Consider the following 24,872-nt stretch of genomic DNA (forward strand, 5'->3'; position numbering starts at 1 on the left):
GAAAAACCTTCCTCTGATACTTCGTGTGAGACTCTTGATACTTTCGCTATATCCAGCCCCGAAGAACCAGACCGCACCCAACATCAAGCGCCCACACTTATCGGCTGTTAGTTTTTAAAGAGCACATCGCAAGACCCCTACCTCACCTTCCGTCTTGCGTCGCTGCATCAGCAGCAGAGAAACGAGATTATGAACAACATTTCGGTTCGTGTCAACAAGAATTCGACGCATTTTCTTATCGACTCAAACTGCTAAGACCTGTCGACTCAAATCAAACGGGTCGTGCGGACATCGCACGACCCGTTGACGTAAATCTTGGTGCCGGCTGCAGGACTCGAACCCGCCACCTGATGATTACAAATCAACTGCTCTACCAGATGAGCTAAGCCGGCGAAGGACGAGATTCTACTTCATTTAACGACTTTGAGGTGAGACCTCGCGGGGGATTTTGAAGCATCGTCATCGGCGTCCGTTTGCGATTGATCCTTTGGCACGGGATCCACACGTTCATCCGCTGGCTCCTCGATCTGCCGAGTGTCGCGCTCAGACGATCGCCCCCCGACGGGAGCGCTCGCCAACTCCGCTCCAGAATGCGTCTGCTCGACCGGGAACGCCATCCCTTGTCCGTTCTCGCGCGCGTAGATAGCCAAAACGTTCGCGACTTGCACCTCGATCTTGTGCGACTTGCCGGAGAATCGCGCGCTGAACTCGATCCACTCGTTGCCCATCTGCAGCTGGCTCGTCGCCTCGAAACTGATGTTCAACACGATCTCGTCGTTGCGCACGAACTGACGCGGAACGCGCGTCGCCGCATCGACTCGCACGGCGATATGGGGCGTAAAACCGTTGTCTGTGCACCACTCGTACAGCGCGCGCAACAAATACGGCTTGGTGGAAATCTCTTGCATCAACTTTCCTCTGCCGGAATGCGGCGGCACGAAACCGCGCCGCCGCGTCCCAACGCACTCAAACTATCGACGCATCACCTTTTCGGAAGGCGTCAGCGCTTCAATATAAGCCGGGCGGCTGAAAATCCGCTCGGCGTACTTCATCAACGGTGCGGCGTTCTTCGACAGCTCGATGCCGTAGTGATCCAGACGCCACAGCAGCGGCGCGATCGCGACGTCGAGCATCGAGAACTCCTCGCCCAGCATGTACTTGTTCTTCAGGAAGATCGGAGCGAGCTGCGTGAGGCGATCGCGGATCGCGCTACGCGCCTTCTCGTGATTCTTCTCGGCGGCCTTGCCCTTCTCGTTCTCGAGCGTACCGACGTGAACGAACAGCTCCTTCTCGAAGTTCAGCAGGAACAGGCGCGCGCGGGCGCGCTGCACCGGGTCTGCCGGCATGAGTTGCGGGTGCGGGAAACGCTCGTCGATATACTCGTTGATGATATTCGACTCGTACAGGATCAGGTCGCGCTCAACGAGAATCGGTACCTGTCCGTATGGGTTCATCACCGCGATGTCTTCCGGCTTGTTGAACAGGTCAACGTCGCGAATCTCGAAATCCATGCCCTTTTCGAACAACACCAGCCGGCAGCGCTGGGAGAAGGGGCAAGTAGTGCCGGAATACAGAACCATCATGTTTTTAAAGTTCCTTCAGTAAACTCGAAGGGTCGGCCGCGGCGTTTTCTCGCCGAAAACGTCGTCGCGCCGACCCACGCCTTCGAAGGCGCGCTATTTGATATCTTTCCAGTATGCCGCGTTCAGGCGCCACGCGAGGAAACTCAGCAGCGCCAGGAACAGCAGAACCCAGACACCGAGCCGCTTGCGCGTCTGCTGCGCAGGCTCCGCCATCCACGACATGTACGAAACGAGATCGGCCACAGTTGAATCATAATCCACGGATGACATGGCACCAGGCGCAACCTGAGTGTAACCGACGAATCTTCTTACCTTTTCGCCGGTCTTTTCGTCCGTATCGGTCTCGAATTTCGCATCCCGAATGCCTTGCAGAGTCCAGAGCACGTGCGGCATGCCGACATTCTCATACACGCGGTTGTTCCAGCCGGTCGGCCGCGTCGGATCGCGATAAAAGCTCCGCAAGTACGTATAGAGCCAGTCGTTGCCGCGCGCCCGCGCCTCGACCGATAAATCCGGCGGCGACGCGCCGAACCAGGCTTTCGCATCCTCGGGGCGCATCGCGATGGACATCGTGTTGCCGACCTTGTCGGTCGAGAAAAGCAGGTTCTCCTGAATCTGCTTTTCGCTGATGCCGATGTCGGTCAGCCGGTTGTACCGCATCAGATTCGCGCTGTGGCAGTTCAGACAGTAGTTTACAAAAACCTGGGCGCCATGCTGCAAGGACGCGAGATTGTCCGAACTAGCGGGCGCCCGGTCGAGCACCGCCTCTTCCTGCGCAAAAGCCGGCGCCGCACCGAACGAGAGCAGCGCCGCACCGATCATCGCTATTGTAGAGAGCCATTTTTTCATCGTATTCGTCTCCGGACGTGCGCTCAGTGAGGTTTGTAGTGCACTCGCTCAGGCGGCGTCCTGAATCTGCCGCGCGGCGTCCAGAAAGGCATGCCGAGGAAGAACGCGAAATAGATCAACGCGCAGATCTGCGCGATCAGCGTCGCGGCCGGCGATGGCGGTCGCGTGCCCAGGAAGCCGAGCATTAGAAACGCGAAGATGAAGATCGCGTAGAAGACCTTGTGGAAGAGCGGTCGGTAGCGGATCGATTTCACCGGACTGCGATCGAGCCACGGCAGGAAGAACAGCGACACGACCGCCGTGCCCATCACGACCACGCCCCAGAATTTCGATTCCGTCAGCGCCATGAAAATCAGCACGAGAACCGCGAGCACCGGCAGGCCAAGGCGCCACTTGCCGCGCCCCTTCACCAGCGCAAGCAGTCCGAGCAGTGCGATGACGATCATCAGCACGATCTTGAACGGATCGGTGGTGGCGCGAAGCATCGCGTAGAACGCGGTGAAGTACCACACGGGCGCGATCTCGGGCGGCGTCTGCAGCGGGTTGGCCGGCACGAAATTGTTGGCTTCGAGGAAGTAGCCGCCCATTTCCGGCGCGAAGAAGATGATCGCCGCAAAGATCAGCAGGAACACGCACACGCCCATGAAGTCGTGCACCGAGTAGTACGGATGAAACGGAATGCCGTCGAGCGGAATGCCGTCCGGCCCCTTCTTCGCCTTGATCTCGATGCCGTCCGGATTGTTCGAGCCGACTTCATGGAGCGCGACCAGATGCGCGACGACGAGTCCGATCAGCACGAGCGGAATCGCAATCACGTGGAACGCGAAGAAGCGGTTCAGCGTGACATCCGACACGACGTAATCGCCGCGAATCCACAAGGACAGATCCGGACCGATGAACGGAATCGCCGAGAACAGGTTCACGATAACCTGCGCGCCCCAGAACGACATCTGCCCCCACGGCAGCAGATAACCGAAGAACGCTTCGGCCATGAGGCACAGGAAGATCGCGCACCCGAAGATCCATACGAGTTCGCGCGGCTTGCGATACGACCCGTACATCAGCCCGCGGAACATATGCAGATACACGACGACGAAGAACATCGACGCGCCCGTCGAGTGCATGTAGCGGATGAGCCAGCCCCACGGCACCTCGCGCATGATGTACTCGACCGATGCGAACGCAAGCGTCGCATCGGGCTTGTAATTCATCGTCAGGAAAATGCCGGTGACAATCTGATTCACCAGCACCAGCAGCGCCAGCGAGCCGAAGAAGTACCAGAAGTTGAAGTTCTTCGGCGCGTAGTACTCGGAAACGTGCTTCTTCCAGGTCGAGGTCATCGGAAACCGGCGGTCGATCCAACCGGTCAAGCCCGTTGTCTCCACTTCCTTGTCTGCGGTCGCCATTTACGCCTCTCCCTTTTCGTCCTTGCCGATCACGAGTTGCGTCGCGGAGGTGAACATGAACGGTGGAATGTCCAGGTTCTGCGGCGCGGGCTTGTTCTTGAAGACGCGGCCGGCCATGTCATAGGTCGAGCCGTGGCACGGGCAAAGGAAGCCGCCCGGCCAGTTATCGGGGAGATTGGGTTGCGCACCCTCCTGGAAACGCGGCGTCGGCGTGCAGCCCAGATGGGTGCACACCGCGACCGCCACGAGAATGTTCTTGTGATCGGCGCGCGAGCGATACTCGTTGTTGCAGTACTCCGGCAACGGCATCGAAAATTCCATCTTGGACTTCGGGTCAGCGACTTCGTTGTCGGCCTTCTTGACGTCGGCCAGCATTTCGTCGGTGCGGTTGACGATCCACACCGGCTTGCCGCGCCAGGCAACGGTCATCATTTCGCCCGGCTTAAGTCCGCTGATATCGACCTCGACGGGCGCGCCCGCCGCCTTGGCCTTCTCCGATGGAGCAAACGAACCTACAAAAGGAACCACGGTTGCCACAGCTCCGAAACCACCTGCTGCGGTCGTCGCAATCAGCCAGGTACGGCGGCCGCCGTCGACGCGTTTTTCATCCTTGTCTCGCATCACACGCCCCACTTCTGAGTTGGATTTATACCGTCACATCAGTTGTTCGCCGTTAGTGTGCGCGAATGGAGTTAGCATTTACAAGGGCCGCCTAGCAAAAATCACTCGAAGTGATTGATGCTTCAGGGTTTTCCCCACGTTTTTCGCGCAATATCGTGAAGCGTTCGTTTAAGGCAACTGCAAGCGCCAAATAATGGGCGCGCCGGCTTAACAGCGTATTAAACCGGATTATCGATATCGATAAAAAGATGTTCGATATCGAACTGCTCCGACAGATGCGCGCCGACGGCCTGCACGCCGTAACGCTCCGTCGCGTGATGCCCGGCCGCGATATACGCCACGCCCGACTCCGCCGCGATATGCATGGTCTGCTCCGAGACCTCGCCGCTCAGATAGACGTCGGCGCGCGCCGCTATCGCGTCTTCGAAATAGCCCTGCGCGCCGCCCGTGCACCACGCCACGCGTCGCAATTCCCTGTTCGTATCGCCGAACACGAGAGGCTTCCTGCCAAGCGCGTTCTCGACCATCGCGCCGAAGTGCTCGAGCGAAAGCGGCATCGCGAGCGTCGCGACCCAGCCGAGATCCTGATCGGCGAAACGGCCGTCCGCGATCAGCCCGAGGCGCGCACCGATCTGCGCGTTGTTGCCGAACTCCGGGTGCGAATCGAGCGGAAGATGGTAGGCGAAGAGATTGATGTCGTTGGCGATCAGCGTGCGCAACCGACGATACTTGCGCCCCGTGATCTGCGGCGCCTCGTTGCGCCAGAAGTAGCCGTGATGCACGAGGACGGTGTCCGCGCCCCATTCCAGCGCGGCCTCCAGGAAAGCCTGCGAGGCCGTCACACCGGTTGCGATCTTCTGCACGCGGCGCGCGCCTTCGACCTGCAGACCGTTCGGGCAATAGTCCTTGAAGCGGCCGATTTCCAGCAGATTGTTCAGATACAATTCGAGTTCGATCCGATCCATGAAATCCTCTATCCCTTCAAATGCTTAGACGCTTCTGGCTATTTTTTGCCCAAGCGGTCACCGTGCTTTTGGCCCTGATGTTCATCATCGCGACCTTGAAACCGCAGTGGCTTCAACGTCAGGGTCAATTCGGCAAGCAGCTTGCCGAGCCGATCGTCGCGTTGCAGGAAGTGGCGCCGAGCATCGGCTCGCGCCCGGTTCAATCGTCCTACTCGGAAGGCGCGCAAAAGGCGATGCCGGCCGTCGTAAACGTGTTCTCCAGCAAGGACGGCAATCTGCCGCCCGATCCGCGTGCGAAAGACCCGCTGTTCCGCTATTTCTTCGGTGACAAGAACAAACGCAAGAGCGACGAGCCGCCGGCGTCGAACCTCGGCTCCGGCGTCATCGTCAGCTCGGAAGGTTACATTCTAACGAACCAGCATGTCGTCGACGGTGCGGATCAAATCGAAGTCGCGCTCGCCGATGGTCGCACGGCCAGCGCAAAAGTGATCGGCGTCGATCCGGAAACCGACCTCGCCGTGCTCAAGATCAACATGACCAATCTGCCGAGCATCACCCTCGGGCGCATGGACCAGACGCGCGTCGGCGATGTCGTACTCGCGATCGGCAATCCGTTCGGCGTCGGCCAGACGGTCACGATGGGCATCGTCAGCGCGCTCGGACGCAATCACCTCGGCATCAACACCTTCGAGAACTTCATCCAGACGGATGCAGCCATCAATCCCGGCAACTCGGGCGGTGCGCTGGTGGACGTGAACGGCAATCTGCTCGGCATCAACACGGCAATCTATTCGCGCAGCGGCGGCTCGCTCGGCATCGGCTTCGCGATTCCCGTGTCAACCGCGCGCAGCGTACTGGAAAGCATCATCACGACGGGCACCGTCACGCGTGGCTGGATTGGCGTGGAGCCGCAGGACGTGACCCCGGAGATCGCCGAATCGTTCGGGCTGGATCAGAAATCCGGCGCGATCGTCGCCGGCGTGCTGCAAGGCGGTCCGGCGGACAAGGCGGGTATCAAGCCGGGCGACATCCTCGTGTCCATCAACGAAGACACCATCACCGACACGACGCGCCTGCTCAACGTCGTCGCGCAGATCAAGCCGGGCACGTCGGTCAAGGTTCATCTGATGCGCAAGAACAAGGAACTCGACGTCAACGTGATGATCGGCAAGCGTCCCGCGCCGCCGCGCGCACCACAGATGCCGGACGAAGATCAAGGCGATCAGGGTGACCAGGGCGACGAATAAACGCCGCATTCACAAAACAAAAAGGCAGCTTCGATCACTCGAAGCTGCCTTTTTTGTATCCGGCAGGCCGACGCTCACCGCGACAATACGCCGCACCTACTCCGCCGCCGGCTCCTCGTTCTTGATCTGCTCCTTGCCAACCACGAGCCGTGCCGCAATGATGCCCGCCTCATAAAGAATGACGAGCGGAATCGCGAGAATCAGTTGCGAGAAAACGTCGGGCGGCGTGACGACAGCCGAGATGACGAACGCGCCGACGATCACGTATGGGCGGATCTGCTTGAGCTTCTGGATCGACACGACGCCCATGCGCGCCAGCAGCACGACGACGATCGGAACCTCGAACGTCACCCCGAACGCGATGAACATCGTCAGCACGAAGCTCAGGTAGTTGTCGATGTCCGTTGTCATCTCCGCGCCCAGCGGCGCGTTGTAATGCGCCATCACGCGGAAAATAGTGGGGAACACGACGAAGTAGGCGAACGCCATGCCGCACAGGAAAAGCGTGTAGCTGCTGAAGACGAGCGGCCCGACGAGCTTCTTCTCGTGCTGATACAGCCCCGGCGCGACGAAGGCCCAGACCTGATACAGCACGATCGGCAGCGCGATCACGAAGGCGACGAGCATTGTCACCTTCATCGGCACGAAGAACGAGCCGGTGACGTCGGTGACGATCATCTTGCCGTCGGCTGGCAGGTTCTGCATCAGCGGACGGGCCAGCAGCTTGAAGATGTCCGGCGCCCAGTACACCAGCCCGATGAATACGACGATGACTGAAGCGCCCGCGCGAATGATGCGGTCGCGCAATTCGACGAGATGCGAAATGAACGTCTCTTCGACGGGCTCTTCTTTATTGTGTTGCGGGTCGCTCACGCCGGCCCTCGGTAGAAATCATCGATGAAGGAATCGCGGCTCGCTCAGAAGAACTTCGTCTGCCGGCGCAGGGTGGCTGGCGTATGACGAGCGACGCGCGCCGCGCCCGACTGGACCCGCGTGCGACGAGAAGTCGTGCGCTTGTACCAGTTCGGAATCGCTGCCTGCTTCACGCGCCAGTTCTTGCGCCTGGTCGACGTCGATGACGACGTGCTCGCCCAGGGCTTGTCCGACGCGGCGCTGTCCGCCTGTTCGCCCGCGCTACCCGCGATGCTCGGCGCGACCGACGTGCCCTCTTTCCACGCATCGTTCAGTTCGGACTCGTGGCGACGCAGCGTGTCGTGAATCGTCGATTCGACGTTGGACGCCGCGGTTTCGAACTCGGTGCGCATTTTCTTCAGCTCATCGAGTTCCATCTCGCGTGCCACTTCCGATTTGACGTCGTTGATATAACGCTGCGCGCGCCCGAACAGCGCCCCCGCCGTGCGAGCGACGCCCGGCAGGCGCTCCGGCCCGAGAACCACCAGCGCGACGACGCCGATGACCGCCATTTTGGTCAGACCGAGATCGAGCATTGAACGAAAAGTGGAGGGTTACCGTCGGCGGACGGATTAGCGGTAGTCGCCCGGGCGGGACTTGTCCTTCGCTTCGACGTCAACGGCGCCGTTACGCGGCAGCTCGCGCTGATCGGTCGTATTTGCCGGCGTCTCGCCTTCGCGCATGCCTTCCTTGAAACCCTTCACCGCGCCGCCCAGATCGCCGCCGATATTGCGCAGTTTCTTGGTGCCGAACACGAGCGCCACGATCAACAGAACGATCAACCAATGCCAAATGCTTAACGAACCCATGAATGAAAACTCTCCGTGATTCCGCCCCGATTTGGGTATCTAAAGCGGAAGACTGGCCTCGCGGCCTGAGCCAAGGCTGACCGCCTCGACTTCAACTATCGATTTTGCTCGCCCAATATTTCATTGGAAAGGAGAATGCAGACGCAGATTGCAGCATTACCCCATTCGGCGCCACGGGCGCTCGCCGGCCAACAAATGCGCGTGGATGTGATACACCTCCTGCCCGCCGCCCGGTCCGGTATTAATTACCGTGCGAAAACCGGTGTTCCCTCCCGTGTAGGAGACACCCAGATCTTTCGCCAAACGTCCGACGAGACTCACCATTCTACCAAGCAGCGGACTGTCACTTTCTGTGCAGTGGGAAAGTGTTTCAATATGCTTGCGCGGAATCACCAGCACATGCACCGGCGCTGCCGGGTTGATGTCGTTGAAGGCGACGAACTCGTCGTCCTCATAAACCTTCGTGCTCGGCAGCTGGCCCGTGGCGATCTTGCAGAAAATGCAGTTGTCTTGACTCATGTATGTCCCGTGTGTCTCCCGTTCCCGGGCCAGATTGATCGAAGCGTATTCAGAACCAGGCGCGCGGTTCGATCGCCTTGTCCTCGTATAGATACAACCAGCCCTTGATGATGCGATAGAGCGTCCAGATGCTGACCGCGGCGAGAATCAGGAAGCCGATGCCGATCCAGATCGTCGCAAAGCCGATCACATGACCCAGCACCGCCCACCAGAACGTGCGGATCTGCCAGGTGAAGTGATCCTCATAGGGGGTGCCGGCGGCGTCGCTTCGCTTGACGTAGTTGAGGATGATGGCGACCAGGCCGGTCAGCCCCCCGGTCAGCCAGTAGACGGCATACAACGCGTACAGAACGTGGGTGAACGTGCGCATGTTGCGCAGACGCTCCGGGTCATCCGAGTTCTGAACGACGGGTGGCGGATAAGGTTCGTACTGCCGGTTCATGCTGCCCTCCTTCGCTCGAGGCGAGACGCTCGTCAGCTGCCGCTTTGCTCGCGCTGGCGCGACTTGCGCAGCGCCTTCTCCTCGATCCCCGACAGGCCTTCGCGACGTTCCAGTTCCGCGACCACGTCGGCGGGGCTCAGGTCGAAATGCGACAGCATCACGAGACAATGAAACCACAAATCAGCGACTTCACTGACGAGCGCTTTCGGCGCGCCGCCATGACGCGCGTCCTTTGCGGCGAGCACGACTTCCGTCGCTTCCTCGCCGATCTTCTTCAGGACCGCATCGTCGCCTTTATGAAAGAGTCGGGAAACATAGGATTGTTCCGGATCACCGCCCTTGCGACTGTCGATAACGGAGGCGAGGCGCAGCAGCGTGTCGAGCGTATTGGCTTGCGTCATTTGTAAATGCTTTCTGGGTCTTTCAGGACCGGCTCGACGGCGACCCACTCGCCGCTCTCCGCCGTGCCTTCGAATTTCTGGAAAAAACAGGAATGGCGGCCGGTGTGGCACGCGATGCCCGATACCTGCTCGACCTTGAGCAGCACGACGTCTTCGTCGCAGTCGAGGCGCACGTCGTGGACATGCTGGACGTGACCCGATTCCTCGCCCTTGAACCACAGGCGCTGACGCGAGCGCGAGAAGTACACGGCGCGCTTCAGTTCGATGGTCTTCGCGAGCGCCTCGCGATTCATCCACGCGAACATCAGCACGTCGTTGGTCGACGCTTCCTGCGCGATCACCGGCACGAGGCCGTTCGCGTCCCACTTCACCTTGTCGAGCCAGGTCATTTGATCGCTCACCGCTTACGTCCTTACCGAAATGCCGTGATCGGCCATGAAGCGCTTCGCCTCGCCGACCGTATGCTCGCCGTAGTGAAAGATGCTCGCGGCAAGCACCGCGTCCGCGTGGCCTTCGACGATTCCGTCCGCGAGATGCTGCAACGATCCCACGCCGCCCGATGCGATCACCGGCACCGGCACCGCGTCCGATACGGCGCGCGTCAGGGCGAGATCGAATCCGGCCTTGGTGCCGTCGCGGTCCATGCTGGTCAGAAGAATTTCGCCCGCGCCGTACTCGGCCATCTTGCGCGCCCATTCGATCGCGTCGATGCCCGTCGCCTTGCGGCCACCGTGCGTGAACACTTCCCAGCGCGGCGTCTCGCCCTCGGCCGACACACGCTTGGCGTCGATCGCGACGACGATGCACTGCGAGCCGTGCTTGTCCGACGCGTCGCGCACGAGCTGCGGATTCGCGACCGCCGACGAATTCATGCTGATCTTGTCCGCGCCCGCGTTGAGCAGACGCCGCACATCCTCGACAGCGCGCACACCGCCGCCGACGGTCAGCGGAATGAACACCTGTGACGCCACCGACTCGATGATCGGCAGAATGAGATCGCGTTGATCGGAAGTCGCGGTGATATCGAGGAACGTGAGTTCGTCGGCGCCCTGGTCGTCGTAACGACGCGCGATTTCGACGGGATCGCCCGCATCGCGCAGCTCAACGAAGTTGACGCCCTTGACGACGCGACCGGCGGTCACGTCCAGGCAGGGAATGATGCGTTTTGCGAGAGCCATGTTCTTGCCACTTACAAAGTAAGGGCGGCGTCGCGGCCGCCCGGAGTGCTGCTCAGATGTGCTCGCGCTCAGGCGTCTTCAAGCGCCGTCGGCTTCGCGCAGCGCGTCGGCGCGTGTCTGGGCGGCCTTGAAATCGAGGTCGCCGGAATAGATCGCGCGGCCGCAGATCACCCCTTCGATGCCTTCGTCCTCGACCTCGCAGAGCGACTCGATATCCGCGATGCTCGACAGCCCGCCGCTCGCGATCACCGGAATCTTCACCGCCTGCGCGAGGCGCACGGTCGCGTCGATGTTGATGCCCTGAAGCATCCCGTCCCGGCCGATATCCGTGTAAATGATCGATTCGCAGCCGTAGTCCTCGAATTTGCGGCCGAGATCGACGACTTCGTGGCCCGTCAGCTTGCTCCAGCCGTCCGTGGCGACCTTGCCGTCCTTCGCGTCCAGCCCGACGATGATGTGCCCTCCGAACGCGCTGCACGCGTCCTGCAGGAAGCCTGGATTCTTCACCGCCGCAGTGCCGATGATGACGTACGACAGGCCGTCGTCCAGATAGCGCTCGATGGTTTCCAGGTGACGGATGCCGCCGCCCAGTTGCACGGGAATCTCGCTGCCCACCTCGTCGAGGATCGCGCGGATCGCGTCGCCGTTCCTCGGCTTGCCGGCAAACGCGCCGTTCAGATCGACCAGATGCAGCCGTCGTGCGCCGCGATCGACCCAATGTCGGGCCATCGCTGCCGGATCTTCTGAAAAAATGGTCGCCTGGTCCATATCGCCTTGCTTGAGGCGCACGCACTGACCGTCCTTAAGATCGATGGCCGGAATGAGCAGCATAGGTATCGCGTATTTTCGGGGTGAAGTTGATCAAAACGGCGCACGTGCGGTCTTTCGTGCCTCTGCCGCGAGCCGTCTCGCTAGTGTAGTACAAGTCTTGCAACGGTCATGCGCCCGTAGTAGTAGGCGAAAACGCTAGCGCACGCGCCGTTTCACGGGTTCCAGTGCACGAAATTCCGGTACAGACGCAGGCCTGCATCCGCGCTCTTTTCCGGATGAAATTGGGTCGCGAAGATATTGTCGCGCGCAACTGCCGACGTAAATGCGCTGCCGTACACGGTTTCGCCGGACGTGTGCGCCGGATTGTCCGGCACCACGTAGTAGCTATGCACGAAATAGAAGAATGCGCCGTCCGCGACGCCGTCCCAGATCGGATGCGCTTGCGTCTGACGAACGCGGTTCCAGCCCATTTGCGGCACCTTGAAGCGCGAGCCGTCGTCCTGCAGCAGGCCGTCGAGCTGGAAGCGGACGACTTTGCCGGGCAAGAGGCCCAGGCCCTTGGTATCGCCTTCCTCGCTCCATTCGAAAAGCATTTGCTCGCCGACGCACACGCCGAGCATCGGTTTTTCGCGCGCCGCCTGCATCACCGCTTCCTGAAGCCCGGATTCGGCCAGATGCGCCATGCAGTCGCGCATCGCGCCCTGTCCCGGCAACACGACCCGATCCGCCGCATGGATGCCTTGCGGCTGATCGACGATCGCCACGTTCGCTTCGGGTGCAGCCTTTTTCAGCGCCTGATAGACCGAGCGCAGGTTGCCCATTCCGTAATCAACAATCGCAATCGAAGTATTCATTTCAAAGATGGCATCAAGGCCTTCAACCCGTCGACGATGAACTCCACCGCCAATGCGGACAACATCAAACCCATGAGACGCGTGCCGATGTTGATTCCCGTGCGCCCGACCCAGCGGGCGATCGGCTCGGCGAGATTCAGTGCGCCGAAGCACAGCCCCGCGATGATCGCACCCAGCACGACGAGCCCGAAACGGTCGTACCAGTGCTGCGCATTGGCAGCATAGACGATCACCGTGCTGATGGAACCCGGCCCGGTGAGCAGCGGAATCGCGAGCGGCACGACCGCGATGCTGTTGCGTTCCTCGGCTTCCATGCGTTCTTCCACCGTCGAGCGCGCGTTGCCGACCTGCGCGTTCAACATGCTGATTGCCATGAGCAGCATGATGATGCCGCCGCCCACTTCGAACGATCCGACCGAAATGCCGAAGAACGCGATGATCTGCTGCCCGAGCAGCGCCGTCACCGCGATCACGCAAAACACCGAAATGGACGCGACGCGAATCGTGTTGCGTCTCTCGATCTCGGACTGCTGCGAGGTCAGGCTCAGAAAAAACGGTATCGCGCCGATCGGGTTGATCAGCGCGAGCAACGATATGAACGACTTGAACAGATCCATCGTGTTGTCGACGCGCGCGCCGAATCAGCGTGAGTCGATCAGAGACTGCCCTTGGTCGACGGAATCTGTCCTGCCGCGCGCTCGTCCATTTCGACGGCCATGCGCAACGCGCGGCCGAACGCCTTGAACACGGTCTCGACCTGATGATGCGCGTTGATGCCGCGCAGGTTGTCGATATGCAGCGTCACGCCGGCATGATTCACGAAGCCGCGAAAGAATTCGATGGTGAGGTCGACGTCGAATGTGCCGATGCGCGCGCGCGTGAATGGCACGTGAAACTCGAGACCCGGCCGGCCGGAAAAATCGATCACGACGCGGGACAGGGCTTCGTCGAGCGGCACGTACGAATGTCCGTAACGGCGAATGCCCTTGCGATCGCCGATGGCCTTCGCCACCGCCTGCCCCAACGTGATGCCGGTGTCTTCGACGGTATGGTGATCGTCGATATGGAGGTCGCCATGCGCTTCGATGTCGAGATCGATGAGCCCGTGACGGGCGATCTGGTCGAGCATGTGATCGAGGAACGGGACGCCGGTGGCGAGCTTCTGCTTGCCGGTGCCGTCCAGGTCGAGCTTCACACGGATCTGCGTTTCGCTGGTGTTGCGAACGACTTCCGCAATGCGCATGGTGATTCCTTGAGACTTTCGAAAATAGGGATTCAGTTCGGTGCGAGCTTTTTCAGCGCCGCGACCATATGTGCGTTTTCTTCAGCCGTTCCGACCGTCAAACGCACGCAGTTAACCAGCAATGGATGCATTTTACTCACGTTTTTGATCAGAACCCGCGAAGTCAGAAGGGTTTCGAAAGCAACGGCGGCGTCCGGCACGCGCACGAGCAGAAAATTGCCCGCGCTCGGAAAAACCGTCATGCCCGGAAGCGCGGCGACTTCTCGCGCGAGCGCGGCGCGTTGCGCGCGCAGATCGGCGGCCTGTGCGTCGAGCACGTCGAGGTGATCGAGCAGGAAATCGGCGGTCGCCTGCGTCAGCACATTGATGTTGTACGGCGGGCGCACCTTGTCGAACTGCATGATCCACGAAGGACGGCCCGCCATGTAACCCAGGCGGATGCCCGCAAGCCCGAGCTTCGAGACGGTCCGCATCACGACGACGTTATCGAACTCCGCCGCGCGCGGCATCCAGCTCTTGCCGGCGAACGGCTGATACGCCTCGTCGATTACCACGAGACTCTTGCGCGCCGCGTCGATCACGCGGGCCATGTCGGTGTCGTCGTAGAGCGTGCCGGTCGGGTTGTTCGGATACGCGAGGTACACGAGCGCCGGCTCGTGTACCTCGACGGCGGCGATCAGCGCGTCGGCGTCGAGCGTGAAGTCCGCCTTCAGCGGCACGCCGATGAAGTCGAGATGCGCGAACTTCGCCGACATTTCGTACATCACGAAGCCCGGCACCGGCGCGACGACCTTCGCGCCCGGCTTCGAACACGCGACCGACATCATGCTGATCAGTTCGTCCGAGCCGTTGCCGAGCAGCACGTCGCACGCGTCGGGCAACTGCATCTTGCGCTTGATCTTCGAGAGCAAATCCGCCGGGCGTGGCGCCGGATAGCGATTCAGCGTGACGCCCGCGAGATGCGCGCCCAGACGTTTGGCGAGATCGGCGGGCAAGCTGTAGGGATTTTCCATCGCGTCGAGCTTGATGAGGCCCGTGGAGCCGGCCACGGGATAGCTCGTCATCGCGAGGACGTCGGGACGAATGATGTCTTGTGGTGTGGTCATGATTTCCCGGCGTCTCTCTCGCCGGTGGAGCGGCGGCTCTCAGGCCGCCTTGTTCATTCGGGCCGGCTTTTTTTTCAGCCGACGTTTTTCATCCGGTATTCCGCACTGCGCGCATGCGCCTGCAAGCCTTCGCCGTATGCCAGTTCCGCCGCGATTTCGCCGAGCGTCTGCGCGCCGTCCGCGCTCACTTCGATCACGCTCGAACGCTTCATGAAATCGTACACGCCGAGCGGCGACGAAAAGCGCGCGGTGCGCGACGTCGGCAGCACGTGGTTCGGGCCGGCGCAGTAGTCGCCGAGACTTTCGCTCGTGTAGCGGCCGAGGAACATCGCGCCGGCATTGTGAATCTGCGCGGCCCACTGATGCGGATCGAGCGCGGAAATTTCGAGGTGCTCCGGCGCGATGTCGTTGGCGATCAAGCACGCTTCGGCCATGTCCTTCACCTTGATGAGCGCGCCGCGATCTTCGAGCGAACGCTGAATCACATCGCGGCGCGGCATCGACGGAAGCAGTTCGACGATCGCATCCTCGACACGCTGGATGAAGTTGTCGTTCGGGCACAGCAGGATGGATTGCGCGAGCTCGTCGTGCTCGGCTTGCGAGAAGAGGTCCATCGCGACCCAGCGGGGATCGGTGGTGGCATCGCAGATGACCAGAATCTCGGACGGCCCCGCGATCATGTCGATGCCGACCGTGCCGAACACGCGGCGCTTCGCCGACGCGACATACGCGTTGCCCGGACCGCAGATCTTGTCAACCGCGGGCACGCTTTGCGTGCCGTACGCGAGCGCGCCGACCGCCTGCGCCCCGCCGATCGTGAACACACGGTCCACGCCGCCGAGCAGCGCCGCTGCGAGCACGAGCGGATTTTTCACGCCGTCCGGCGTCGGCACGACCATCACGATTTCCTTGACGCCCGCAACGCGCGCCGGAATCGCGTTCATCAAAACCGACGACGGATACGCCGCCTTGCCGCCCGGCACGTAGATGCCCGCGCGATCGAGCGGCATGACTTTCTGGCCGAGCACGGTGCCGTCGGCTTCGGTGTATTGCCAGCTATGGCTGCCGCACTCGATGCGCTGCTTCTCGTGATAGCCGCGCACGCGCGCCGCCGCCGCTTCGAGCGCCGCGCGGCGCTTCGGCTCGAGCCCTTCGAGCGCGGCTTCCATTTCGGACAGCGGCAATTCGAGCGCCGCGACGCTCTCCGCCTTCAGACGATCGAACTTGTTGGTGTATTCGAGCACGGCCGCGTCGCCGCGCGCCTTCACATCCGCGAGAATTTGCGCGACCGAACGCTCGATTGCCTCGTCCTCGCTCGCTTCGAACGCGAGCACGGCACGCAGCGCCTTGTGAAAACCATCGGTGCTGGAATCGAGTTTGCGAATCTTGATAGACATGCTGGTTTTCCGTTTTGCTGGTGGCGCGCCGCGGCCTGCGGCTCGCCTAATTTCCTGTTGCGACGGTGGCGCGCTCGAAGGCGTCGAGGAACGGCTTGAGCGCCGCGCGCTTCAGCTTGAGCGCCGCCTGGTTCACGACGAGGCGCGATGAAATCTGCATGATCTCTTCGACCTCGACGAGATTGTTCGCCCGCAGCGTGCCGCCCGAACTGACCAGATCGACGATCGCATCCGCGAGCCCGACGAGCGGCGCGAGCTCCATCGAGCCGTACAGCTTGATCAGATCGACGTGGACGCCCTTCGCCGCGAAATGCTGACGCGCGGTCTCGGTGTACTTCGTCGCGACGCGCAAACGCGCGCCCTGGCGCACCGCGCTCGCGTAATCGAAGCCCGCCTTCACGGCCACCGACATCCGGCAACGCGCTATGTCCAGATCGATCGGCTGATACAGGCCGCTGCCGCCGTGCTCGATCAGCACATCCTTGCCCGCGACGCCGAAATCGGCCGCCCCGTATTCGACATAGGTCGGTACATCGGTCGCGCGCACGATGATCACGCGCAGATTCGGGTTCGTGGTCGGCAGGATCAGCTTGCGCGAACTCTCCGGATCTTCGGCCACCTGCACGCCGGCGGCGGCGAGCAGCGGCAGCGTTTCCTCGAAGATACGCCCTTTCGACAGCGCGAGCGTGAGGGGCGCGCTCGGCTCCACCGACGACGACGTCTGCGGCAGCGAGCTCATTGCTCGCTCCCGCTGCCCTTGATGCGGCGCACGTTCGCGCCGACCGCCGTCAGTTTCGATTCCATGCGGTCGTAGCCGCGATCCAGATGGTAGATGCGGTCGATCAGCGTTTCGCCGTCCGCGCACAACGCAGCGATCACGAGACTCGCGGACGCGCGCAGATCGGTTGCCATCACTTTCGCGCCGGAGAGTTGCTCGACGCCGCTGACGAGCGCCGTATTGCCGTCGATCGTGATGTTCGCGCCCAGGCGGTTCAGTTCCTGCACGTGCATGAACCGGTTCTCGAAGATCGTCTCGACCACTTGCGACGTGCCGTTCGCGATCGTGTTGAGCGCCATGAACTGAGCCTGCATGTCGGTCGGGAACGCGGGATATTCCGACGTGCGGATATTCACCGCGCCGGCGCGCTTGTCCATGCGCACGCGCATCCAGTCGTCGCCTTCCTCGATGCTGACGCCCGCTTCGCGCAGCTTGGCCGTCACGGCGTCCAGCAGGTGCGGGCTCACGCGGCGCAAGGTGACATCGCCGCCCGCGGCCGCGACCGCGCACAGGAACGTGCCGGCCTCGATGCGATCCGGCACGACGTCATGCTTTGCGCCATGCAGCCTGTCGACGCCCTGAATCACCAGACGATCAGTGCCGATGCCGTCGATCTTCGCGCCCATCTTCACGAGCAGATGCGCGAGGTCGCTCACTTCCGGCTCGCGCGCCGCGTTTTCGATCACCGTCTCGCCTTCGGCCAGCACCGCCGCCATCAGCAGATTTTCGGTGCCGGTGACGGTAATCATGTCGGTAATGATGCGCGCGCCCTTCAGACGCTTCGCGCGCGCTTCGATGAAACCGTGCTCGATGTTGATCTCGGCGCCCATCGCCTGCAGGCCCTTGATGTGCTGATCGACCGGACGCGCGCCGATCGCGCAGCCGCCGGGCAGCGACACCTTCGCCTCGCCGAAGCGCGCGACGAGCGGCCCGAGCACGAGAATCGACGCGCGCATCGTCTTGACCATTTCGTACGGCGCGATCAGCTTGTCGACTGTCGATGCATTGAGGCTCACGCGACCGTCGCCCGAGACTTCCGACTGCACGCCCATCTGGCGCAGCAGCTTGATCATCGTTCGCACGTCCTGAAGATTCGGCACGTTCGACAGATGGACGTCGTCGGCGGTGAGAAGGCTTGCGCAAAGAATGGGCAAAGCCGCGTTCTTCGCGCCCGATACGGTGATTTCGCCAGAGAGCTTCGCGCCCCCCGTGATGACCAATTTATCCATTGCTTGTCCTTCGACCGAGCTTCCTGCTGCGGAGCCGTTTTCGGCGCCGCGGTTATCTTGAATGAATCGCACTCTTTACTGCCTTTGTCTGCCGGTGATGCCGGTGTTACGTAAGTTGAGTCGCGTGACCTGATTGGCTTCGCCGGGTGGACTCAGGCCGATTTCCACTCGTCGGGGGTAAGGGTCTTCATGCTCAGCGCGTGAATCTCCTCGCGCATGCGCTCGCCGAGCGCCGCATAAACCAGTTGATGACGCGCGATCAGCCGCTTGCCGACGAACGCATCGCTCACGATGGTCGCGAAAAAGTGCTGGCCGTCGCCTTCCACTTCGAGATGCTGGCAGGACAAGCCGCCAGCGATGTAGTCCTTCACCTGCTCCGGAGTCGGCAACATGGAAGTCTCCTTGAATTAGTGACGCAGCTTGTAGCCGCTCGCGAGCAATCGCACGGCGATCAGCGCCAGCACGGCCAGGAATCCGCCGACGATGCCGAGACTCACCAGCGGATTCACGTCGGAGAGGCCGAAGAAGCCGTAGCGAAAGCCGTCAATCATGTAGAAAAACGGATTCAGATGCGACACCGCGCGCCACAGTGGCGGCAGCGTATGTGTCGAGTAGAACACGCCGGAAAGAAACGTGAGCGGCATGATCAGGAAGTTCTGAAACGCGGCCAACTGATCGAACTTGTCGGCCCAGATGCCCGCGATCAAACCCAGCGTGCCGAGAATGCCCGAACCGAGGATCGCGAACGCAATGATGTAGAACGGCGCGGAAAAAGACATCGGGATGAACCATATCGTCACGATGAACACGCCGAAGCCCACGCACAGTCCGCGCACGACCGATGCCAGCACATACGCGAAGAACATCTCCCAATGCGCGATCGGCGGCAGCAGCACGAACACGAGATTGCCGGTGATCTTCGACTGGATCAGCGACGAAGAACTGTTCGCGAACGCGTTCTGAAGCACGCTCATCATGACGAGGCCGGGCACGAGAAAGCTCGTGTAGCCGACGCCGGGATACACCTGAACGTGCCCCGACAGCGCGTGGCCGAAGATGGTCAGATACAGCAGCGCCGTGACGACCGGCGCGAGGACGGTCTGAAACGAAACCTTCCAGAAGCGCAGCAGCTCCTTGTAGAACAACGTCTGGAAACCGCTCATGAAAGCCCCTCGATCACTTCCGGCTCGTTCATCACCTGCACGAACACGTCTTCCAGATCGGCCTTGCGCACTTCGATTTCATCGAACGTGCAGCCTGCCGCGCGGCATTTCGCGAGAATCGGCTCGACGTCGTCGTAGCTCGCGAGGCGCAGCAAGTGCTGCGCGCCCGACACCGCGTGCGGATCGACTTCGAGCGCGCGCAAGTCGGCGGGCAACGCTCCGTTCGAGAGCCGCAGATACAACTGCAGGCCCGAGAAACGCTGTAACAGCGTGCTCGTGCGTTCGAGCGCGACGACTTCACCGCGACGAAGCATCGCGAGCCGGTGGCACAGCGATTCGGCTTCTTCGAGATAGTGCGTCGTCAGAACGATGGTGTGACCTTCGCGATTCAGGCGCGAAATGAACTTCCAGAGCGTCTGGCGCAACTCCACATCGACGCCGGCGGTGGGCTCATCGAGCACGATCACGGGCGGACGATGCACGAGCGCCTGCGCGACAAGCACACGGCGCTTCATCCCACCCGACAGCGCGCGCGTATTGACGTCGGCTTTCTCGGTGAGATCGAGATTGGCCATGACCTCGTCGATCCAGTCGTCGTTGTTGCGCAAGCCGAAATAGCCCGACTGAATCCGGAGCGACTCGCGCACGGTGAAGAACGGATCGAACACCAGTTCCTGCGGCACGACGCCGAGCGCGCGCCGCGCCGCCCGGAAGTCGCTGACGACATCGTGGCCGCGCACGGAGATCGTGCCGCTATCGGCGCGCGCCAGACCGGCCAGAATGCTGATCAACGTGGTTTTGCCCGCGCCGTTGGGGCCGAGCAAGCCGAAGAACTCGCCCTCTTCCACCGTGAGGCTCACGCCTTTGAGCGCCTGGAGATCCTTGTAGCGCTTCCTGACGTTTCGGATTTCTATGGCTGACATGTAGACAGTGCGCGCGCCGCGCGCGGCCGCGCCTCGAGTGTGCGGATTTTCGCTTCACGGACCCGGGCTTGGACCAAAAAGGGCCGGGTTGGGGCCCGAAAAAAACGTTTGATTATAGGGCAAAGCGGCTGGGGCCGACTTCGGAGCGATCCTGATTGCGGCAGCGAAGCACGCTGCCGCGTTCTGCATGAAAGTCAGAACAGGATCAATGTCGGAACGAGAGGAGCGTATCGACGCCGTAGGCTCGCGCGAGACTCACGAGCCCGGAAGGAAGATTGACGACGCCCAACGCGGCGCCGCGCGCGGTCGCGGCGCGCTGCCATGCAAGCAGCACGGCGAGCGCGGAAGAGTCGAACTGCGTGAGCGGCGCGCAATCGACTTCGGTCGCGCCTGCTGCGATGCGCGACAGACCCGAGTCGAGCGCCGCCTTCGCGCTCTCGTGGGTCAGGGTTGCGGCCGTCTGGAAACGGCCGCCTGTAGCTACCGTGCTCACGATGCCTTGCCGCTCGCGAGCTGCTGGTTACGCTGCGTCAGGAACTGCAGCAGACCGCCCACGCCGTTCTGCGAGATCTGCTCGTTGAACTGCTGTTGATACGCCTGGATCAGCCACGCGCCGAGCACGTTGATGTCGTACACGCGCCAGCCTTGCGCCGTCTTGTACAGGCGATAGTCGAGCTCGACCGGCGAGCCGTTGTTCATCACGACCGAGCGGACCACGACGTCGGTGTCGTCCGGATTCGCGCGGAACGGCTTGTACTGCACCGTCTGGTTGCGCACCTGCGCGAGCGCGCCCGAGTACGTGCGGATCAGCAGCATCTTGAACTGCTCGACGATCTGCTTTTGCTGCTCCGGCGTCGCCGAATTCCAGTTGCGGCCCATCACGAGGCGCGTCGTGCGCGTGAAATCCGTGTACGGCAGGATCTTCTGGTTGACGAGCTCGGTGATCTTGTTGATATCGCCCGATTGGATCTTCGGGTCCGACTTGATCTCGTCGAGGACCTGCTGCGTCACCGTCTTGATCATCGTGTCGGGCGCGCTCGAATCGACGCTCTGTGCCGAGGCCACGCCGCAGACCGCTAGGAACATCGCGAAGAGGGGAAGAAGTAGAAGTTTTTTCATCACAGATCCTGCAAAAGTTGAGGCTTCGGTTTGAGCGCGCCGCCTGATCCGAGTTCAGGTGGCGCGGTATCGAAAGCGTAAGAAACGTCGTTAGATATGTTACCGCGCGTTAGCAAAACCCCGCTCAACGCAAGCGGAATGAAGGGAAACCGGATGGTGGCACATACTGGTTGCCCGGCACCGTGTTGCTGGTACCGCTCGCGGGCGTGGGCGCTGCGGCCGTGCCCGAAGCAGGGGCGGCGGCGCCCGGAACCGCTGTGGCCGATGCGCTTTGCGCGGGGGCCGCGCCCTCATCGCTGTAGTTCGGCAGCGGCGCTTCACCGTAATCCGGCATATTGCTTTCGCCGCCTGAGATCAGATACTGACGACGTTGCAGATAAGCGTTACGCACGAACGAGTACTTGTCGAGCGCGGCATCGGCGAGCACGTCGGTCGCGCCCAGCAGATTCGCGCGCACATTGATGAGGTTCACACCATAGAGCGCCCAGCTCACCGAATCCGGGCTCACATAGGTGAGCGGATTGCCGAAGTAGTCGACGACGAGACCGGCGGAATCCCGCACCGTGCTCGGCCCGAGCAGCGGCAGCACGACATACGGGCCGGCCGGCACGCCATAGTGGCCGAGCGTGAGGCCGAAATCCCCCGCGTGCTTCGGCAGCTTCGCGATGGTCGCCACGTCGAACAGGCCGCCGACGCCGAACACCGTATTGATCGCGACGCGCATGATGTCCGACACGCCATCCGCAACTTTCAACTGCAGCAGATTGTTTGCGGCGATGTAGACGTCACCGATATTCGAGAAGAAGTTGGTCACGCTGTTGCGCACCGGCTCCGGCACCGCCCACACGTAACCCTTCGCCACCGGCTTCAACGCATACTGATCGACGGTATCGTTGATCTTGAACATTGTCCGGTTGTAGCTCTCGAGCGGGTCCCCTTTGGTCGGCGTCGTCACCGTCGCGCAGCCGGCGAGCGCGATTGCGCCCGCCACGATGATTGCGCGCCGCATCCCCATCGCCTGCATGCTGTTCTCCTTATTGAGCCGGTGCCGAAGCGGCGTTCGCCCCAGTGGCACCCGATGCGCCCATTGCGCTCGCCGCGCCCGGGAAAGCCGGTGCGGGCGCGGGCGCTGCCGGCGCCGCCGACGATTTCGAGGCGCCGGAATCCGCCGCCTTGTTGTAGAGGAACTGGCCGATCAGATTTTCGAGGACCACGGCCGATTGCGTCATCGTGATGGTGTCGCCGTTCTTCAGCATTTGATCGTCGCCGCCCGGCTCGAGGCCGATGTACTGCTCACCGAGCAGACCCGAGGTCAGGATCTTCGCGGACGAGTCCTTCGGAAACTGGTACTGCTTGTCGATATCGATCGTGACGACGGCCTGATAGGTGTTCGAGTCGAAGCCGATGCCGCCGACGCGCCCGACCGTCACGCCCGCGCTTTTGACGGGCGCGCGCGCCTTGAGCCCGCCGATGTTGTCGAACTTGAGTTTCACCGCGTAGGTTGGCTGGAACGACAGGGAGCTCATGTTGCCCGCCTTCAGCGCGAGAAAGAGCAGCGCCACGAAACCGAGCACCACGAAGAGGCCGACCCAAAAGTCGAGAGCAGTCTTTTTCATCGTCTTCCCAAAGAGAATCTTTTCGCAGATGGCGCGTGACGGTCTGTGCCCTTCACAACGCCCGCGCCGTGCCCGGCGCCTGCGCTTGGTCCATTAGCTGAACATCAATGCGGTCAGCAGGAAATCGAGCCCGAGTACGGCGAGCGACGCGTACACGACGGTTTTCGTCGTCGCGCGCGACACGCCTTCAGGCGTCGGTTTCGCCTCGTAGCCCTGGAACAGCGCGATGAACGTCACCGCGAAGCCGAACACGATGCTCTTGATGACGCCATTGCCGACATCACGCCACACGTCCACGCCGCCTTGCATCTGCGACCAGAAGGCGCCCGGATCGACGCCGATCAGCATTACGCCGACGACGTAGCCGCCGATAATGCCGACCGCGCTGAAAATGGCGGCCAGCACCGGCATGGCGATGATGCCCGCCCACATGCGCGGCGCGACGACCACCTTGAGCGGGTCGACGGCCATCATTTCCATCGCGGTGAGCTGCTCGCCTGCCTTCATGAGCCCGATTTCGGCGGTGAGCGACGTGCCCGCGCGCCCCGCGAACAGCAGCGCCGTGACGACCGGCCCGAGCTCGCGCACGAGCGACAGCGCAACGAGCAGGCCGAGCGCCTGCTCCGAGCCATAGCGGCTCAGCGTGTAGTAGCCCTGCAAGCCGAGCACGAAGCCGACGAACAATCCCGACACCGCGATGATGACGAGCGAATAATTACCGACGAAGTGGATCTGTTTCGTGACGAGGCGCGGGCGCCGCAACAGCGAGAAAAATTCGAACACGAGGCGCAGGAACATGCGCGTCGCGTAGCCTGCGGTGCCGAAACCGTCGAGCACCCAGCGTCCGAGCGCGCTGATCATGCCTGCCCTCCGATGCCGAAATCCGCGGCGAGCGACGTGCTCGCGTAGTGAAACTTGAACGGGCCGTCCGGCGTGCCGTCGATGAACTGCCGCACGGTCGGGTCCTGCGAAGCGCGCAGTTCCGCCGGCGTGCCTTCGGCGTGAATGCCGCCGTTCGCGATGAAATACACGTAGTCGGCGATGGCGAACGATTCAGGCACGTCGTGCGTGACGAGAATGGACGTTGCGCCGAGCGCGTCGTTGATCGTGCGAATGAGTTGCGCCGTGATGCCGAGCGAGATGGGATCGAGGCCGGCGAACGGCTCGTCGTACATCATGAGCTGGGGGTCCAGCGCGATCGCGCGGGCGAGCGCCACGCGGCGCGCCATGCCGCCCGAAATTTCCGACGGCGCGAGATCGCGCGCGCCGCGCAAACCGACTGCGTTCAGCTTCATCAGCACGAGATCGCGGACCAGTGCTTCGGGCAGATCGGTGTGCTCGCGCAGCGGAAACGCCACGTTCTCGAACACGGTCTGGTCGGTGAACAGCGCGCCGAACTGGAACAGCATGCCCATCTTTCGGCGCAGCGCGTACAGGCCATCGCGCGTCTGCGCGCCGACGTCCTGTCCGTCGAACATGACCTGGCCGCGGCTCGCCTTCACGAGGCCGCCGACCAGACGCAAGGTCGTGGTTTTGCCGCAGCCTGAGCCGCCCATGACCGCGACCACCTGACCGCGCGTGAAGCGCATGTTCAGGTTCGACAGTACGAGCCGGTCGCCGTAGCCGAAATCGACGTCGCGCAGCTCTAGCAGAGTCTCGGAAGAAGCAGGCACTGGGTAAGAGATTCCGTTGACGCAAGAGGCCGAATTATAGGGCCTGCGCGCAATCGGTGCTTTGCCTA

32 protein-coding genes and 1 tRNA gene are annotated in these 24,872 nt (G+C 61.9%); 1 reads left to right on the forward strand and 32 read right to left on the reverse strand.

The features are described from left to right. Positions 1–316: 316 nt before the first annotated feature. The 7 genes from NCT32_RS12270 to NCT32_RS12300 form a co-directional block, all read right to left on the reverse strand. Positions 317–392, reverse strand: a tRNA-Thr gene (locus NCT32_RS12270). Positions 393–410: 18 nt separating this feature from the next. Further along, a complete protein-coding gene (locus NCT32_RS12275) occupies positions 411–908 on the reverse strand; it encodes a ClpXP protease specificity-enhancing factor (RefSeq protein ID WP_061120161.1) in 498 nt (165 codons plus the stop codon). A gap of 63 nt (positions 909–971) precedes the next feature. Continuing rightward, a complete protein-coding gene (locus NCT32_RS12280; RefSeq protein ID WP_008344155.1) occupies positions 972–1,583 on the reverse strand; it encodes a glutathione S-transferase N-terminal domain-containing protein in 612 nt (203 codons plus the stop codon). A gap of 93 nt (positions 1,584–1,676) precedes the next feature. Next, positions 1,677–2,432: a cytochrome c1 gene (locus NCT32_RS12285; protein WP_061120162.1), complete on the reverse strand. Its 756-nt coding sequence runs from the start codon at positions 2,430–2,432 to the stop codon at positions 1,677–1,679. Positions 2,433–2,455: 23 nt separating this feature from the next. Continuing rightward, positions 2,456–3,838 (reverse strand): cytochrome bc complex cytochrome b subunit, encoded by a 1,383-nt coding sequence (locus NCT32_RS12290; RefSeq protein WP_061120163.1) that lies wholly within the window; start codon positions 3,836–3,838, stop codon positions 2,456–2,458. Beyond that, complete coding sequence (gene petA, locus NCT32_RS12295; protein ID WP_061120164.1) at positions 3,839–4,459, reverse strand: ubiquinol-cytochrome c reductase iron-sulfur subunit; 621 nt, start codon at positions 4,457–4,459, stop codon at positions 3,839–3,841. It lies immediately after the preceding gene. Between the two features lie 218 nt (positions 4,460–4,677). Then, the gene (locus NCT32_RS12300) at positions 4,678–5,424 is read right to left on the reverse strand and encodes a Nif3-like dinuclear metal center hexameric protein (RefSeq protein WP_061120165.1); all 747 of its coding nucleotides are present in this window, start codon (positions 5,422–5,424) and stop codon (positions 4,678–4,680) included. Positions 5,425–5,444: 20 nt separating this feature from the next. Between NCT32_RS12300 and NCT32_RS12305 the strand changes: the two genes are divergently transcribed. Continuing rightward, positions 5,445–6,671 carry a S1C family serine protease gene (locus tag NCT32_RS12305; RefSeq protein ID WP_250490372.1) on the forward strand — a complete coding sequence of 409 codons (1,227 nt, stop codon included), beginning with the start codon at positions 5,445–5,447 and terminating at the stop codon, positions 6,669–6,671. Between the two features lie 96 nt (positions 6,672–6,767). On the opposite strand, the gene tatC is transcribed toward NCT32_RS12305, so the two are convergent. From tatC to NCT32_RS12430, 25 genes are all read right to left on the reverse strand, one after another. Then, positions 6,768–7,544 (reverse strand): twin-arginine translocase subunit TatC, encoded by a 777-nt coding sequence (gene tatC / locus NCT32_RS12310; protein ID WP_061120167.1) that lies wholly within the window; start codon positions 7,542–7,544, stop codon positions 6,768–6,770. A gap of 44 nt (positions 7,545–7,588) precedes the next feature. Beyond that, positions 7,589–8,119, reverse strand: coding sequence for a Sec-independent protein translocase protein TatB (tatB, locus tag NCT32_RS12315; RefSeq protein ID WP_061120168.1), 531 nt, complete (start codon positions 8,117–8,119; stop codon positions 7,589–7,591). 36 nt (positions 8,120–8,155) lie between these two features. Further along, entirely contained in the window at positions 8,156–8,392 is a 237-nt protein-coding gene (gene tatA, locus NCT32_RS12320) for a Sec-independent protein translocase subunit TatA (RefSeq protein WP_061120169.1), read from the reverse strand. Between the two features lie 156 nt (positions 8,393–8,548). Further along, positions 8,549–8,911: a histidine triad nucleotide-binding protein gene (locus NCT32_RS12325; protein ID WP_061120170.1), complete on the reverse strand. Its 363-nt coding sequence runs from the start codon at positions 8,909–8,911 to the stop codon at positions 8,549–8,551. A gap of 49 nt (positions 8,912–8,960) precedes the next feature. Continuing rightward, positions 8,961–9,353: a hypothetical protein gene (locus tag NCT32_RS12330; RefSeq protein WP_061120171.1), complete on the reverse strand. Its 393-nt coding sequence runs from the start codon at positions 9,351–9,353 to the stop codon at positions 8,961–8,963. A gap of 32 nt (positions 9,354–9,385) precedes the next feature. Next, a complete protein-coding gene (locus NCT32_RS12335) occupies positions 9,386–9,754 on the reverse strand; it encodes a phosphoribosyl-ATP diphosphatase (protein ID WP_061120172.1) in 369 nt (122 codons plus the stop codon). Then, entirely contained in the window at positions 9,751–10,143 is a 393-nt protein-coding gene (gene hisI, locus NCT32_RS12340; protein WP_238217247.1) for a phosphoribosyl-AMP cyclohydrolase, read from the reverse strand. Before hisI ends, NCT32_RS12335 begins: the two co-directional genes overlap by 4 nt. A 15-nt stretch (positions 10,144–10,158) precedes the next feature. Continuing rightward, positions 10,159–10,932 carry an imidazole glycerol phosphate synthase subunit HisF gene (gene hisF / locus NCT32_RS12345; protein ID WP_061163615.1) on the reverse strand — a complete coding sequence of 258 codons (774 nt, stop codon included), beginning with the start codon at positions 10,930–10,932 and terminating at the stop codon, positions 10,159–10,161. Between the two features lie 78 nt (positions 10,933–11,010). Next, positions 11,011–11,763 (reverse strand): 1-(5-phosphoribosyl)-5-[(5-phosphoribosylamino)methylideneamino]imidazole-4-carboxamide isomerase, encoded by a 753-nt coding sequence (gene hisA / locus NCT32_RS12350; protein WP_061120174.1) that lies wholly within the window; start codon positions 11,761–11,763, stop codon positions 11,011–11,013. A gap of 152 nt (positions 11,764–11,915) precedes the next feature. Further along, complete coding sequence (hisH, locus tag NCT32_RS12355) at positions 11,916–12,557, reverse strand: imidazole glycerol phosphate synthase subunit HisH (RefSeq protein ID WP_250490373.1); 642 nt, start codon at positions 12,555–12,557, stop codon at positions 11,916–11,918. After that, entirely contained in the window at positions 12,554–13,174 is a 621-nt protein-coding gene (locus NCT32_RS12360) for a YchE family NAAT transporter (RefSeq protein WP_061120176.1), read from the reverse strand. The genes hisH and NCT32_RS12360 overlap by 4 nt, the downstream gene beginning before the upstream one ends. Before the next feature lie 38 nt (positions 13,175–13,212). Continuing rightward, complete coding sequence (gene hisB, locus NCT32_RS12365; protein ID WP_035506636.1) at positions 13,213–13,800, reverse strand: imidazoleglycerol-phosphate dehydratase HisB; 588 nt, start codon at positions 13,798–13,800, stop codon at positions 13,213–13,215. A 32-nt stretch (positions 13,801–13,832) separates the two neighbouring features. Continuing rightward, positions 13,833–14,906 carry a histidinol-phosphate transaminase gene (gene hisC / locus NCT32_RS12370; protein WP_250490374.1) on the reverse strand — a complete coding sequence of 358 codons (1,074 nt, stop codon included), beginning with the start codon at positions 14,904–14,906 and terminating at the stop codon, positions 13,833–13,835. 74 nt (positions 14,907–14,980) lie between these two features. Beyond that, on the reverse strand, positions 14,981–16,303 hold the full coding sequence (hisD, locus tag NCT32_RS12375; RefSeq protein WP_250490375.1) for a histidinol dehydrogenase: 1,323 nt from the start codon (positions 16,301–16,303) through the stop codon (positions 14,981–14,983). 46 nt (positions 16,304–16,349) lie between these two features. Then, entirely contained in the window at positions 16,350–17,042 is a 693-nt protein-coding gene (hisG, locus tag NCT32_RS12380; RefSeq protein WP_061120179.1) for an ATP phosphoribosyltransferase, read from the reverse strand. Further along, positions 17,039–18,310: a UDP-N-acetylglucosamine 1-carboxyvinyltransferase gene (gene murA, locus NCT32_RS12385; RefSeq protein WP_061120233.1), complete on the reverse strand. Its 1,272-nt coding sequence runs from the start codon at positions 18,308–18,310 to the stop codon at positions 17,039–17,041. Before murA ends, hisG begins: the two co-directional genes overlap by 4 nt. A 152-nt stretch (positions 18,311–18,462) precedes the next feature. Next, the gene (locus NCT32_RS12390) at positions 18,463–18,702 is read right to left on the reverse strand and encodes a BolA family protein (protein WP_035506651.1); all 240 of its coding nucleotides are present in this window, start codon (positions 18,700–18,702) and stop codon (positions 18,463–18,465) included. A 15-nt stretch (positions 18,703–18,717) separates the two neighbouring features. Next, positions 18,718–19,473, reverse strand: coding sequence for an ABC transporter permease (locus tag NCT32_RS12395; protein ID WP_035506654.1), 756 nt, complete (start codon positions 19,471–19,473; stop codon positions 18,718–18,720). Further along, the gene (locus NCT32_RS12400; RefSeq protein ID WP_061120180.1) at positions 19,470–20,396 is read right to left on the reverse strand and encodes an ABC transporter ATP-binding protein; all 927 of its coding nucleotides are present in this window, start codon (positions 20,394–20,396) and stop codon (positions 19,470–19,472) included. The genes NCT32_RS12395 and NCT32_RS12400 overlap by 4 nt, the downstream gene beginning before the upstream one ends. A gap of 205 nt (positions 20,397–20,601) precedes the next feature. Then, positions 20,602–20,889, reverse strand: coding sequence for a lipid asymmetry maintenance protein MlaB (locus NCT32_RS12405; protein ID WP_061120181.1), 288 nt, complete (start codon positions 20,887–20,889; stop codon positions 20,602–20,604). Then, complete coding sequence (locus NCT32_RS12410) at positions 20,886–21,515, reverse strand: phospholipid-binding protein MlaC (RefSeq protein WP_061120182.1); 630 nt, start codon at positions 21,513–21,515, stop codon at positions 20,886–20,888. Before NCT32_RS12410 ends, NCT32_RS12405 begins: the two co-directional genes overlap by 4 nt. Before the next feature lie 124 nt (positions 21,516–21,639). Then, complete coding sequence (locus NCT32_RS12415; protein ID WP_061120183.1) at positions 21,640–22,539, reverse strand: VacJ family lipoprotein; 900 nt, start codon at positions 22,537–22,539, stop codon at positions 21,640–21,642. Positions 22,540–22,549: 10 nt separating this feature from the next. After that, the gene (gene mlaD, locus NCT32_RS12420) at positions 22,550–23,131 is read right to left on the reverse strand and encodes an outer membrane lipid asymmetry maintenance protein MlaD (RefSeq protein ID WP_061120184.1); all 582 of its coding nucleotides are present in this window, start codon (positions 23,129–23,131) and stop codon (positions 22,550–22,552) included. A 93-nt stretch (positions 23,132–23,224) separates the two neighbouring features. Further along, positions 23,225–23,992, reverse strand: coding sequence for a lipid asymmetry maintenance ABC transporter permease subunit MlaE (gene mlaE, locus NCT32_RS12425; RefSeq protein WP_061120185.1), 768 nt, complete (start codon positions 23,990–23,992; stop codon positions 23,225–23,227). Then, positions 23,989–24,804: an ABC transporter ATP-binding protein gene (locus NCT32_RS12430; protein ID WP_061120186.1), complete on the reverse strand. Its 816-nt coding sequence runs from the start codon at positions 24,802–24,804 to the stop codon at positions 23,989–23,991. The genes mlaE and NCT32_RS12430 overlap by 4 nt, the downstream gene beginning before the upstream one ends. Positions 24,805–24,872 lie beyond the last annotated feature (68 nt).

Source organism: Caballeronia sp. INML2 (assembly GCF_023631365.1).
GTDB lineage: Bacteria > Pseudomonadota > Gammaproteobacteria > Burkholderiales > Burkholderiaceae > Caballeronia > Caballeronia turbans.